The organism is Mesorhizobium sp. B2-5-11 (assembly GCF_006440835.1).
Taxonomy (GTDB): Bacteria; Pseudomonadota; Alphaproteobacteria; order Rhizobiales; family Rhizobiaceae; genus Mesorhizobium.
In genome coordinates this window covers 75,762-88,536 of sequence record NZ_VFUK01000011.1, presented here as the reverse complement: position 1 = coordinate 88,536, position 12,775 = coordinate 75,762, and the positions used below count along the sequence as shown (strand labels likewise).

14 protein-coding genes are annotated in these 12,775 nt (G+C 64.5%); 7 read left to right on the top strand and 7 right to left on the bottom strand.

What is annotated here, in order from left to right; genetic code table 11:
• Positions 1 to 6 precede the first annotated feature (6 nt).
• The 3 genes from FJ490_RS26835 (at position 7) to FJ490_RS26825 (ending at position 3,245) form a co-directional block, all read left to right on the top strand.
• Entirely contained in the window at positions 7 to 1,485 is a 1,479-nt protein-coding gene (locus tag FJ490_RS26835; protein ID WP_140729214.1) for a YcjX family protein, read from the top strand.
• Positions 1,482 to 2,603 (top strand): TIGR01620 family protein, encoded by a 1,122-nt coding sequence (locus tag FJ490_RS26830; RefSeq protein ID WP_140729215.1) that lies wholly within the window; start codon positions 1,482 to 1,484, stop codon positions 2,601 to 2,603. Before FJ490_RS26835 ends, FJ490_RS26830 begins: the two co-directional genes overlap by 4 nt.
• A gap of 90 nt (positions 2,604 to 2,693) precedes the next feature.
• Positions 2,694 to 3,245, top strand: coding sequence for a hypothetical protein (locus tag FJ490_RS26825; RefSeq protein WP_140498896.1), 552 nt, complete (start codon positions 2,694 to 2,696; stop codon positions 3,243 to 3,245).
• 86 nt (positions 3,246 to 3,331) lie between these two features.
• On the opposite strand, the gene FJ490_RS26820 is transcribed toward FJ490_RS26825, so the two are convergent.
• The gene (locus FJ490_RS26820) at positions 3,332 to 3,598 is read right to left on the bottom strand and encodes a hypothetical protein (protein ID WP_140633146.1); all 267 of its coding nucleotides are present in this window, start codon (positions 3,596 to 3,598) and stop codon (positions 3,332 to 3,334) included.
• Between the two features lie 263 nt (positions 3,599 to 3,861).
• On the opposite strand from FJ490_RS26820, the gene FJ490_RS26815 reads away from it, so the two are divergent.
• Positions 3,862 to 5,697 (top strand): monovalent cation:proton antiporter-2 (CPA2) family protein, encoded by a 1,836-nt coding sequence (locus FJ490_RS26815; protein WP_140515288.1) that lies wholly within the window; start codon positions 3,862 to 3,864, stop codon positions 5,695 to 5,697.
• 12 nt (positions 5,698 to 5,709) lie between these two features.
• Positions 5,710 to 6,255, top strand: a complete 546-nt coding sequence (locus FJ490_RS26810) for a DUF924 family protein (RefSeq protein WP_140584347.1) — start codon at positions 5,710 to 5,712, stop codon at positions 6,253 to 6,255.
• On the opposite strand, the gene folK is transcribed toward FJ490_RS26810, so the two are convergent.
• The 3 genes from folK to folP are packed head-to-tail and all read right to left on the bottom strand — an operon-like array spanning position 6,247 to position 7,975.
• Positions 6,247 to 6,774 carry a 2-amino-4-hydroxy-6-hydroxymethyldihydropteridine diphosphokinase gene (gene folK, locus FJ490_RS26805; protein ID WP_140656374.1) on the bottom strand — a complete coding sequence of 176 codons (528 nt, stop codon included), beginning with the start codon at positions 6,772 to 6,774 and terminating at the stop codon, positions 6,247 to 6,249. The genes FJ490_RS26810 and folK overlap by 9 nt on opposite strands.
• Positions 6,758 to 7,117, bottom strand: coding sequence for a dihydroneopterin aldolase (gene folB / locus FJ490_RS26800; protein ID WP_140498905.1), 360 nt, complete (start codon positions 7,115 to 7,117; stop codon positions 6,758 to 6,760). The genes folK and folB overlap by 17 nt, the downstream gene beginning before the upstream one ends.
• A gap of 3 nt (positions 7,118 to 7,120) precedes the next feature.
• Positions 7,121 to 7,975, bottom strand: a complete 855-nt coding sequence (gene folP / locus FJ490_RS26795; protein ID WP_140557791.1) for a dihydropteroate synthase — start codon at positions 7,973 to 7,975, stop codon at positions 7,121 to 7,123.
• 135 nt (positions 7,976 to 8,110) lie between these two features.
• On the opposite strand from folP, the gene FJ490_RS26790 reads away from it, so the two are divergent.
• Positions 8,111 to 8,728 (top strand): DUF922 domain-containing protein, encoded by a 618-nt coding sequence (locus tag FJ490_RS26790; protein WP_181165355.1) that lies wholly within the window; start codon positions 8,111 to 8,113, stop codon positions 8,726 to 8,728.
• A 240-nt stretch (positions 8,729 to 8,968) separates the two neighbouring features.
• A complete protein-coding gene (locus FJ490_RS26785; RefSeq protein WP_140656377.1) occupies positions 8,969 to 10,444 on the top strand; it encodes an MDR family MFS transporter in 1,476 nt (491 codons plus the stop codon).
• 11 nt (positions 10,445 to 10,455) lie between these two features.
• Here the strand turns inward: FJ490_RS26785 and FJ490_RS26780 are convergent, their stop codons facing one another.
• The 3 genes from FJ490_RS26780 to FJ490_RS26770 all read right to left on the bottom strand — a co-directional run bounded on the left by FJ490_RS26780 (position 10,456) and on the right by FJ490_RS26770 (position 12,611).
• A complete protein-coding gene (locus tag FJ490_RS26780) occupies positions 10,456 to 11,490 on the bottom strand; it encodes an NAD(P)/FAD-dependent oxidoreductase (protein ID WP_140729216.1) in 1,035 nt (344 codons plus the stop codon).
• A gap of 333 nt (positions 11,491 to 11,823) precedes the next feature.
• Complete coding sequence (locus FJ490_RS26775; protein ID WP_137931040.1) at positions 11,824 to 12,144, bottom strand: 2Fe-2S iron-sulfur cluster-binding protein; 321 nt, start codon at positions 12,142 to 12,144, stop codon at positions 11,824 to 11,826.
• A 98-nt stretch (positions 12,145 to 12,242) separates the two neighbouring features.
• The gene (locus FJ490_RS26770) at positions 12,243 to 12,611 is read right to left on the bottom strand and encodes an Hpt domain-containing protein (protein ID WP_140498914.1); all 369 of its coding nucleotides are present in this window, start codon (positions 12,609 to 12,611) and stop codon (positions 12,243 to 12,245) included.
• Positions 12,612 to 12,775 lie beyond the last annotated feature (164 nt).

Genomic DNA, 12,775 nt, shown 5'->3' with positions numbered 1-12,775 from the left:
ACAATTTTGGCGTCATCGCTGACCACTTTCACCGACGAGGCGAGAATTGCGCTCGACACGCTTTCGGGCCGCGCCAGCGGGCTATTTTCGCCGTCGCTGCGGCTGGGCGTCACGGGCCTTTCCAGGGCGGGCAAGACGGTTTTCATCTCGGCGCTGGTCCACAACCTTATTCATGGCGGGCGCCTGCCGCTGTTCGAGGCGCAGAAATCCGGGCGCATCGCGCGCGCTTTCCTCGAAGAGCAGCCCGACGACGCGGTGCCGCGATTCCAGTACGAGGACCATATCGCCGCCTTGGTGAACGACCGCGTCTGGCCCGATTCGACACGCGCCATCTCCGAATTGCGGCTGACCATCGAATATGAATCGGCTTCCGGCTGGAACAGGATGTTTTCCTCCGGAAAACTGTCGGTCGACATCGTCGACTATCCCGGCGAATGGCTGCTCGACCTGCCGCTGCTCGGAAAATCCTTCGCCGATTTTTCGCGCGAAGCCCTTGAAATGGCTGCGTTGCCGGTGCGCGAGGACCTGTCGCGGGCCTGGCGGGCGCTATCGGCCGAGATCGACCCGAACGCCGATGCCGAGGAGATGACGGCGCGCCGCCTGGCCGAGGATTTCGCCGCCTATCTCAAAGCCTGCAAGCTCGACGAGCGGGCGCTTTCGACTTTGCCGCCGGGCCGTTTCTTGATGCCTGGCGATCTCGAAGGCTCGCCCGCATTGACCTTCGCGCCTCTGGCCAGCCTGGGCGACAAGCGCCCGCGCAGCGGCTCGCTGCACGCGATGATGGAAAGGCGCTACGAGGCCTACAAGACCCGTGTCGTCAAACCCTTCTTCCGCGAACACGTCACCCGGCTCGACCGCCAGATCGTGCTGATCGACGCCATGCAGGCGCTGAACGCCGGCCCCGGCGCCATGGCCGACCTGGAGCGCGCGGTGACCGAGATCCTCGCCTGTTTCCGTCCTGGACGCGGCAGCTTCCTCACCGATCTTTTCTCGCGGCGCATCGATCGTATCCTGATCGCCGCCACCAAGGCCGACCACCTGCATCACGACAGCCATGACCGCTTGCAGGCGATCGTGCGGCGGCTGGCAGACCGCGCCGTGGCGCGGGCGAATTTCACCGGCGCCGGCGTCGACGTCGTCGCCATGGCGGCGGTGCGCGCAACACGGGAAGGCACCGTCAAACAGGGCCGCGAGACATTGCCGGTCATCATCGGCACACCGCTCGCGGGCGAGACGATCAATGGCGACGCCTTTGACGGGAAAGCTGAAACAGCTATATTTCCCGGTGATTTACCGGAGAAAATTGATGCTGTCTTCGAAGCTCCCGGGGGAGCGCACAGGCAGGACAATACCGACCCGGCGATCCGCTTCGTGCGTTTTCGCCCGCCAAAACTCGAGCGCACGGCCGAGGGCGTCATGCTGTCACTGCCGCATATCCGGCTCGACCGTGCCTTGCAGTTCCTGATCGGAGACCATCTGGCATGACCGCGCCCCGCAAGCCGGCGGCATTCCGCATCGAACCGGAGGCCACATCGCAGCAGGACGCGGCGCAGGCGCGCCGTGCCCAGGCCGGGGCGCCGGAGGCGCGCCGTGTCCAGACCGACACACAGCGCAAGCCCCGCGCGGTGAAGAGCGATGTCGCGCTGGTCATCCCGTCGGAGATCGACGTGTTCGACGAGCCGGACATCGTCGCTGCCGAACCGCCGCCGGCGGTCGCTCGCAGGAAACGTTCATTGCTTGGCTCCATCTTCTTCGGCGCGTTCGGGGTGCTGATTTCGCTGGCCATCGGCCTGTGGACCGATCGGCTCATTCGCGATCTGTTCGCGCGCGCCGAGTGGCTGGGTTGGCTGGCCGCCGGCATGGCTGCCGTCGCCGTGCTGGCGCTGGTGGTGATCCTGATTCGCGAGTTCCTGGCGATCGCCCGGCTTGCCGAGGTCGAAAAGCTGCAGAAACGTGCGCTCGATGCGATTGCACGCGACGATCCCAAGGCGGCGCGATTGGTGGTCGACGAGCTGTCGGCCTTCGTCGCGGCCAAACCCGAAACGGCTGCGGGCAGGCGCGCGCTGGCCGATCTGCGCGACGAGATCATCGATGGCGCCAATCTGGTGCGTCTCGCTGAGGCGGAGATCCTTGGCCCTCTCGACGCCAGGGCCAAGATCATGATCCTGGAAGCCGCCAAACGCGTGTCGCTGGTGACGGCCGTCAGTCCGCGTGCGCTCGTCGACGTAGCCTATGTCGTGTTCGAGGCCGGGCGCCTCATCCGGCGCCTTTCGGAACTCTATGGCGGGCGGCCGGGAACACTGGGTTTCTTTCGCCTGGCGCGCAGCGTGCTGGCGCATCTGGCGGTCACCGGTTCGATCGCCGTCGGCGACAGTTTCGTCCAGCAGATCGTCGGCCACGGCCTGGCTGCGCGCCTCTCCGCCAAGCTCGGCGAAGGCGTCGTCAACGGCATGATGACGGCGCGCATCGGCATCGCCGCGATGGAGACGGCGCGCCCCCTGCCCTTCAGTGCGGCAAAACGGCCGGGACTGGGTGATTTCCTCTCCGCGCTGACATCGTTCGCAAGCAGGAAGGAAAGCGAGAACACCCCGCCTGGCAAGTGAACGACGACCTTGGCAGTGACGAAGCATTAACCAATCTTGTTCATGGTCGCACTGGTTCCAAAACAGCCTCTTTGTTGCCGGGTGTCGTCGATGAAAAGCGTAATTCTGTCCAGCCTGTTGCCCCTGGCGGTTGCGATCACCACTGTCGCCGGCATTGCCGCACAGGCGTCCGCGGCGGAGCCGGACAAGCAGTTCTTCCGGTCCGCCGAAGGCAAGTGGGTGGGCCCGGGCGAGATCGTTGCCGGCAAATACAAGGGCACGAAGTTCAATTGCAGCTTCACCGGCTCGACGCCCGACGGCAAGATGGGCATGACGCTCGACGGCGGCTGCCGTGTGGGCATGTTCACCCAGCCGATGTCGGCCAAGATCGAGCGCAAGGGGCGCGATTACAAGGGCTCCTTCATGGGCGGCGCGGCCGGTGCCGGCCTCGATATCATCGGCGGCAATGTGGTCGATGCCCGCAAGGTGGTGTTCACCATCAACCGCAACCAGCTGCGCGGCGTCATGCAGGCACGCATCCCCGACGACAATTCGATGACGGTGACGGTTGCCGTGCGCGTCGCGGACCAGCTGGTGCCGGTGATCGGCATGAGCCTGAAGCGGGTCGACGCGATCGAAGTCGGCTCCATCGCGCCGAACTGAGCGCGTATCAACCGCCTGTAACCAAACACAAAAAGAGACGGCGGCCCATCGCCACCGCCTCCTTTTGAAGACGTCGATAGGAACGATCAGCCCTTGATCGCCGCCGTCACCTCATCATAGGCCTTGCAGGCGTCGGCCAGGGTCGTGGTGCCCTGATATTTGGTCGTCACCTCTTGCACCTTGGCCGTCAGATCGGCCGCCTTGGACGGATCCTTGGTAATCGCCTCCTGCAGCGCGGCGGCCATGTCCTGCGCCTTCTTGGTGGCGACCTCGGCCGTGCACTCAGGCACCTTGGAGCAAGCCGAGCCGGCGAGCACCGCCAGGCCGACGGCAACGAGCAAAAACTTCTTCATGTCAGTCATCTCCTCAAAAAGGGCGCGACTTGATCGCCACACCCTCCACTGGCCGAAGCCGAGCGTGCTTAACCTCCGATTGCAGCCAGACGCAACGCGGCCTCGCGCTCAACTTGTGTAACATGCCTGCAACATTGCCCGCCGCAGGATTCGGGCTGTTACATGCCCGCCGAAGCCCCTATCCTTGGGGCGCTGGCGCCTGATCCGAGGCGTCTTGACCCGATCGCACAGGCTGCGGTCCTCAAACGAGCGGAATGGCGGGAATGGCGGCAGAGGCAGCGGGCAGCGAGCTTGTTCAGGTGGTGGCGCTGCTCGCCGCGGGTGTTGTCGCCGTTCCGATCTTCAAACGTATGGGCCTGGGTTCGATTCTCGGCTATCTGGCCGCGGGCGTGGTGATCGGCCCGTTCGGCATCGGTGTGTTTTCCGAATCGGGAGCCATCCTCCACGTCGCCGAGCTCGGCGTCGTGATGTTCCTGTTCATTATCGGGCTGGAGATGCAGCCGTCGCGGCTCTGGGGCTTGCGCCGCGAGATCTTCGGCCTGGGCGCGCTTCAGGTCGGGGTCTGCGCGGTCTTGCTGACCGGTGTGGGAATAGCCGGAGGCTTTTCCATCGCGCAATCCTTCGTCGCCGGAGCCGGCTTCGTGCTGACCTCGACGGCGATCGTCATGCAGCTTCTGGAAGAGCGCGGCGAAATCGCCTCGCCCAAGGGCCAGCGCATCGTCTCCATCCTGCTGCTGGAGGATCTGGCGATCGTGCCGCTGCTGGCCCTGATCGCGTTCCTGGCGCCAGGCGGCACCGACACCAGCCTGTCGGAGCGGCTGGCCGAGGTCGGCATCGGCCTTGCCGCGATCATTGGCCTAGTGCTGGCCGGACGTTTTCTGCTCAACCCTTTCTTCCGTATCCTGGCGGATGCCCGCGCCCGCGAGGTGATGACGGCGGCTGCCCTTCTGGTCGTTCTCGGATCCGCCCTTGCCATGCAGCTCAGCGGCCTGTCGATGGCGATGGGCGCGTTCCTGGCTGGCGTGCTGCTATCCGAATCGACCTTTCGCCACCAGCTCGAAGCCGACATCGAACCGTTTCGCGGCATCCTGCTCGGCCTGTTCTTTCTCGCCGTGGGTATGTCGCTCGACCTGCATGTGGTGGTTCAGAACTGGCGGCTGATCGCCGTCTATGTCGTTGCCTACATGGTCATGAAGGCGCTCGGCATCTACATCGTCGCCCGCATCCTGAAGTCGGGCCATCGCGAGGCGCTGGAACGCGCCGTTTTCATGGCGCAAGGCGGCGAATTCGCCTTCGTCCTCTATTCGGCTGCCGCTTCCGTCGGCATCATCGACGGCCAGGCCAACGCGACGCTGACGGCCATCGTCATCATCTCCATGGTGCTGACGCCGCTGGCGATCGTCGCGTTGCGGTATCTGACGCCGCGCGACGAGCTGTCGCTGGATGGCGTCGACGTCGCCGAAGGGCTGACCGGCAGCGTGCTGATCATCGGATTCGGTCGCTTCGGCCAGATCGCCAGCCAGCCATTGCTGCTGCGCGGCATCGACGTGTCGATCATCGACAACGATGTCGAGATGATCCAGGCAGCGGCCGATTTCGGCTTCAAGGTCTATTACGGCGACGGCACGCGGCTGGACATCCTGCACGCCGCCGGCGCCGGGCGCGCACGCGCCGTGCTCATCTGCGTCGACAAACCCGATGCCGCCGTGCGCATCGCCGAGCTCGTCAAAGCCGAGTTTCCCTTGCTTACCGTGCTGGCGCGCGCCTTCGACCGAGGCACCGCGCTGCAGCTCATCCGTACAGGCGTCGACTATCAGCTGCGTGAAACATTCGAATCGGCGCTGGTTTTTGGCGGTTCGACGCTGGAGGCCCTGGGCGTCGACCCGGAAGACGTCGCCGAGGTGGTCGAAGACGTCCGCCGCCGCGACACCGCCCGCTTCGAGACGCAACTCGCCGAAGGCATCCGCTCCGGACAGCGCTTCCTGAAGGGCAATATCGGCACGCCGATCCCGACGCCGCTCTCCACGCCGCGCCGCCCCGGCCAGGCGCTCAACGAGGAAACGGCCGGCGTTCTGCACAAGTCCGAGCCGGCGGATTGATAGGAGAAAAGCATGGATTTGGACAGCGGAGCCCTGTCGGTCACCAGATTCTGGCGTGATGCCGGAGCGGACGCATGGTTCGAGAAAAGCGATGTTTTCGACGGCGATTTCCGCAACCGCTTTCTTGAGCTGCATTACGCGGCCGCACGGCGCGAATGCGACGGCTGGTCGGAGCATGCCGAAGGCTCGCTGGCGTTGATGATCCTGCTCGATCAGTTTCCGCGCAACTGCTTTCGCGGCACCGGCCACATGTACGCCACGGACCCGCTGGCGAAGCATTTCGCCCAAAAAGCTGTAACGGCCGGCCAGGACCTGGTGCTCGAACCGGAATTGCGGGTGTTCCTGTATCTGCCGTTCGAACATTCGGAATTGCTCGCCGACCAGGAACGGTCGGTCGAGCTCACCGCGGCCAATGCGCCGGACTACCTCAAATACGCCGAAGAACACCTCGACATCATCCGGCGCTTCGGCCGTTTTCCGCACCGCAACAAGATGCTCGGCCGCGAAACCACGCCGGAGGAAAAAACCTTTCTGGACGATGGCGGGTTCTCAGGCTGACGCTGGTCTATCCAGCCACCAGTCGCGGCCCGACGGCAGGCGTTCGATACCGGCCGCATCGACGGCGGCCAGCCGCTCCGAGACGCTTCGCCCGCTTACCGCAAGATCGGGCGCGATCTCGGCCAGCGGCGCCAGCACGAAGGCACGTTCAAGCATGCGCGGATGCGGCACTTCCAGGCCGGTTTCGTGGATGACGCGGTCGCCGAAAACCAGGATGTCGATATCGATGAGGCGCGGCCCCCAGCGCTCCTCACGCACGCGCTTCAGCTTGCGCTCTGCATCGAGGCACAGGTCGAGCAATGCCCGCGGCGAGAGCCGTGTCGAGAGTTCGGCGGCGGCGTTCAGGAAGTCGGGCTGGTCGAGCTTGCCCCAGGGCGGCGTGCGGTAGAGCGAGGACACCGCGGCCACGCGAGCGGCGGGATCGGCGTCGAGCAGGCGCAGCGCCGCCGCCATCGAACTCGCCGGATCGCCAAGATTGCCGCCAAGGCTGAGATAGACGGTGTTACTGCGGCCAGACAACTGTCACCTCGACGTAATCGAGCACGCCGGGCACCGGCGCATTCGGCTTGCGGACCGTGATTTCGGCTTTCCTGATCTGCGGGAAGCGTTCCGTCAGGGCTTTTGCGACTTCCAGGGCCAGCGCCTCGATCAGGAAGCGCCTGTGTCCGGTGATGATCTCCTCGATCACCGTGAAGGCAACACCGTAATTGACGGTTTCCCCGATGGCATCGTCGACCAGCGCGCGCCCGGGCTCCACGGTGAGCGAGGCGTCGACATAGAAGCGCTGGCCGAGCGCCTCCTCCTCGTCCAGCACGCCGTGCCGGGCAAAGAAGGCGCAGTTCTTCAGGCGGATGACATACATGGTTCAGCGTCCCGAAGCGGCGGCGGTTTCGCGCGCCAGCATAGCATCCGCCACGGCCAGCGCGTCCACGTTGATTGCGACATCGTGGACGCGAAACAGGTCGGCGCCCTTCAATCTAAGTATGACGCTTGTCGCCGCAGTCCCAGCCCCTCTTTCGGCGGCATCGCGGCCAGTGACGGTGCCGATGAAGCGTTTTCGCGAGGTTCCGGCCATCAGCGGAAATCCGAGGGCGTTGAGCTCGGAAAACCGCGCCATCAGGTCGAGGTTATCCTCGGCCGTCTCCTTGGCGAAGCCGAAGCCGGCATCGAGAACGATATGATCGTCGGCGATGCCGTGTCGGCGGGCGATTTCAAGCGATTTTTCGAGGAACGCGAACTGGTCGGCGATGACGTCGGGCAGTTTCCGGCGATCCCGCCCGGTATGCATGATGATGAGCCCCGCGCCGGTTTCGGCTGCGACACGCGCAATGTCCGGCTCGCGCTGCAAGCCCCAGACGTCGTTGACGATATGCGCCCCGGCCGCGACGGCCAGCCGCGCGGTCTCCGCACGATAGGTGTCGACCGAAATCAGCACCTCGCCGGAACGCGCCAGCGCCTCGATCACCGGCAGGATGCGCGCCTGCTCCTCGCCCGCCGTGATCGCGGACGCGCCCGGCCTGGTCGATTCACCGCCGACATCGACGACCAGGGCCCCTTCGCCCAGCATGCGGCGCGCCTGGACCAGCGCGGTTTCGGCGGCATCGAACAGACCGCCGTCGGAAAAACTGTCGGGCGTGACATTGAGAATGCCGACCACCACGGCCTTGTCGCCAAGGTCGAGATGACGCCCGTGCGCCAACTGCCATCGCCTCGCCGTCATTGCTCATCAACCATGGGGCTCATCAACCGTGTGGCTCATCAACCGTGGGGCTCATCAACCATGTGTGATCCGCACCAGATCAATTCCGTTGCGCCGGCAATGGCCGTAAAGCAAGGTAGGACGAGAGGCAACCTGATGAAACGAACCCTGCTTTGCGCATTGCTGCTTGCCGCCACCGCCGTTCCGGCGGGCGCGGCCAATCTCGTCAAGACATATAGCTACTTCGCCGTCGGCGGCAGGACGCTAGAAGACATCGAGGCACAGCTTTCCAAACGTGGTCCGCAGGTGAAGAGCACGGGCTCGCGGCATCCCGGCGCCACACAGATGGCCTTCACCACGCGCATCAGCTATGCCGGGCAGTCCGGCTCCTGCCGGATCGCCGACGCCGCCGTGACCGTCAAGGTCAAGGTTATCCTTCCCGAATGGAGCCGCCCACGCAAGGCCGACGCGGATGTGCGGCTGTTCTGGGACACGCTGTCGGCCGACATCAAGCGCCATGAGGAACGCCATGTCGAGATCGCCAAGAATCACGCCCGCGAACTGGAAGACGCGCTGAAAGCCGCTTACCCGCAGAAGGACTGCGATGCGGCGAAGGCCAAGGCCGCCCAGATCACCGCCGCCATTCTCGCCAGACACGACCGTGCCCAGGTGCAGTTCGATCGCGTCGAAAGCGTCAATTTCGAAAGCCGCATCCTGCGGCTCCTGCGCTATCGCGTCGAGCGCATCGGCAACGGCCGGTTGCCGCCGACGTGAACGTCCTGATGTATGTCGCCTAAGGGGCGGCGGTGCGAGCCAACCGGGCCGAAGCGTAGTGCCAGCTTCGAAAAATTTCCGGGCAACGGTCGAAATCGGCCTATACGGGACGACATATCAGGGGTTGGCAAGGGCACGACCTTTCAAACACGAGCATCACGACCGATCGCGCCGCGGATGCAACCCGGCTAGCCCAGCCGACGCACCGGACGGCGCGCGCAAGCATATGGACGAAAGATTATGGACCAGGCTGTCGACAATCAGGCCGTGGCGGCCGCGAGCGCGCCGCTGACGGAAAGCGAAAAGAACGCCATTATCGGCGGCGTTCTCCTGTCGATGCTGCTGGCAGCACTTGACCAGACCATTGTGGCACCGGCCATGCCGACCATCGCGCGAGCGCTCGGCCACGCCGAGTACCTGCCCTGGATCGTGACCGGATATCTCCTGACCGCAACCGCCATGGCGCCGCTCTACGGCAAGATCTCCGACGTCTACGGCCGCCGGCCGACCGTCTATGGCGCGATCCTCATCTTCCTCGCCGGCTCGCTGGTCAGTGCGATGGCGCCCAACATGTTCGTGCTGGTGATCGGCCGCGCGATCCAGGGCGCCGGCGGCGGCGGGCTTTTCGCCCTGGCGCAGACCGTCATCGGCGACCTCGTGCCGCCACGCGAGCGGGCACGCTATGCGGCCTGGATCTCGGGCACCTGGGCAGTCGCCAGCATCGCCGGGCCCTTGCTCGGCGGCACGTTCGCCGAACATCTCCATTGGTCGCTGATCTTCTGGATCAACATTCCGCTCGGCATCCTGGCCATGGCCATCATCAACAAGCCGCTGCGCAAGCTGCCGGTCGCGGCAAGACGGCATCGCATCGACGGGCTCGGCGCGCTGCTTCTCGTCGCCGCCACGGCCCTGCTGCTTCTGGCGCTGAACTGGGGTGGCAGCGAATACCCCTGGCTATCGACGGAGATCCTGGGGCTCGTCGCCAGTTCCTTGGTCCTGTGGGGCGCCTTTGCGCTGCGGCTGCTGCGCGCAACCGAGCCGCTGATTTCGCTCGAGGTGCTGAGCAACCCGATCGTCCTTGCCGGCACGCTCTCCATGTTCCTTCTGCAGGCGGCCAATATCGGCCTGTCTGTCTACTTGCCGGTCTATCTCCAGTCGGTCATCGGCCTGTCGGCAAGCGAATCCGGCACCGCCCTCCTGGGGCTGATGCTTGGCACGGTGGCCGGCGCGACATTCAGCGGGCGCACCATTCCGCGTTTCGTCCATTACAAGCGGATCGCCATCTTCGGATTGGCCTTCGCCGTTCTATGCCTCGGCGTCCTCAGCCTGGTGGCGGGGCACGCCTCGCTGCTGGTTGTCGAGATCCTGACGACATGCGTCGGGCTCGGCAGCGGAACCACCTTTCCGGTGGCCACGGTGTCTGTCCAGAACGCAGTCGACCCCAGGCACCTTGGCGTCGCCACCGGCGTTCTGACGTTCCTGCGCTCGCTGGGCAGCGCGCTCGGCGTTGCTATCCTCGGTGCGGTCGCCCTGGGCAACGGGCTGCCGCTGGCGGGCGAAGGCGCGCAGGCGACCGGCGCCGGTGCCGAAGCTGCCGCCTTCGGGCTGATCTTCGTCGCCGCCGTGGTGATGTTGATCATGGCGCTGCTGACGCTCAGCCTGATGCCCGAAAAACCGCTGCGCGGCCATCCCGAGGCCCCCGTGCTGGCGGACTGAAGCGATACGCGTCAGGAGGCCTCCGCCACACCGAGCTTCTTCTGCAGGCTGGTCGACGAGGTCGTGTATTGGAAGACGATGCGTTCGCCCGGGCTGACGATGCGCTTGGCGGCCTGGGCCATCAGCGCGACCTCGTGAAAGCCCGACAGGATGAGCTTCAGCTTGCCGGGATACCAATTGATGTCGCCGACCGCGAAGATGCCCGGGACCGACGTCTGGAACTTCTCGGTGTCGACCGGAATCAGGTTCTCGTGAAGGTTGATCCCCCATTCCGCAATCGGTCCGAGCTTCATGGTCAGGCCGAAGAAGGGCAGCATCCGCGTGCAAGGAATTTCGATGTCGCCCTCCGTCCCCTTGATCAGGGCGGACGACAGTTGGCCGGCGGCGCCGGTCAAGCCGGTCACTTGCCCGACCTGGAAATCCAGCTGCTTCATCTCCTGCATGGCGTACATCTTGTTGACGCTGTCGGGGGCGGCGCGGAACTCCGGGCGCCGGTGGACCAGGGTCACGCTTTTTGCCACCGGCTGCAAATTGAGCGTCCAGTCCAGCGCCGAATCGCCGCCGCCAACGATAACGAGGTCGTGGCCGCGAAAGTCTTCCATCCGGCGCACCGAATAGAAGACGCTCTTGCCCTCATAGGGTTCGATGCCCGGGATGGGCGGGCGTTTCGGCTGGAACGAGCCGCCGCCGGCGGCGATCACCACCACCTTGGCCTCGAACACCTCGTTCTCGTCGGTGGTGACGCGAAAGCCGCCGTCCTCCAACCTCTCCAGGCTGGAGACCATGCGATTGTAGGTGAAATCAGGCTTGAACGGCGCGATCTGCTCGAGCAGCTTGTCGACCAGCCCTTGCGCCGAGATCGACGGCCAGCCGGGAATGTCATAGATCGGCTTTTCCGGATAGAGTTCCGCGCATTGGCCGCCGGGCCGGTCGAGGATGTCGATCAGGTGGCACTTCATGTCGAACAGGCCGAGCTCGAACACGGCGAACAGGCCGACCGGCCCTGCCCCGACAATGAGTACGTCTGTCCTGGTGATGCCGGTCATGGTGCGCGCCTCGCTGCTGGATTGGCGTGAGACTGCATGACCTCCGGCTTGCTGCCAAGCGGCAGCCGCAAAAATCAGAGCTGCGAACTCGGGTTGCAAGGGATGGACGACTGCCAGTCCGGCTGCCCCGCCACCTTTTCATGGCAGGGCAGCTTCTCACGATAGGAATTTTTTCTTGACGGGGTGCCCGCAACTATGGTAGATATTTGGTTGTGGTGCTGAGTTGCGCCGGAGGCCCGCCGCACAGGCGGGTTTTCCATTCAAGGCGACGTCAACAGCCGGCCCCCAAGGAACCCCCTGCCCGGATTCATTGCCTCGGGCAAAAATCGGCTTTTAGCCTTGGCGCTCGGGCACCCGCACCACCAGTCCGTCGAGCGCGTCGCGCACCTTGATCTGGCACGATAGCCGCGAATTCGGCTGGACGTCGTAGGCAAAGTCCAGCATGTCCTCTTCCATTGCTTCCGGCTCGCCGACTTCCGCCGTCCAGGCCTCGTCGACATAGACGTGGCAGGTTGCACAGGCGCAGGCGCCGCCGCACTCCGCTTCGATACCCGGCACGGCATTGCGGATGGCGTTTTCCATGACCGTCGAGCCGTTCTCGGCATCCACGTCGAAATGTGTGCCGTCATGGGCAATGAAGGTCAGTTTGGTCATTTGTCACCTGAGGGAGTTTCCGCCGAGATAATCACTCGGGCACACAAGTCAACTGCGGCGAGAAAGCGCCGCTCGGTGACGTTTTTCCGCAAACGGGTCTAGCGGTTGATGGCGGCGATGAAATCGCGCACTTCGTCGATCAGTTTGCCGAGCCGCGTAAGCGTCTGGCTGTCTTCCGGCTGCCGTTCTATCTCGGTGGCGCAATCGGCAATGGCAAAGGCCCCGACACCACGCGCCGAACCCTTCAGGCCGTGCGCCAGGAGCAGCCGGTCCTTGATGTCCGCATCGACTATCCTGTCGCGCACCGACAGCGCCTGTTGTACAAAGAGCGCCAGCACCTCCTGTTCGAGGCCGCGGTCGCCCATCGTCTGCCGCGCAAGGTGTGCCAAATCGATCGGTCGGGACCGCCTCGTTCCCGATACATCGCCCCCGGGCATTGAAAAGGCAATGCCGCTTTCGCCACGCATGAACTCGAACTCCGCTTCTTCGGCCGCCTGAAAAACTAGGCGAATCCAATGGACAACGGGTTAATGGATGGCCGGAAAAAATGTTGCGAAAGCGGCGCCGGAATCACGCTTCCGTTAACCTTATATTTAAAGTTTTACGTATCCCGCGGAATGCATGTTTTCTT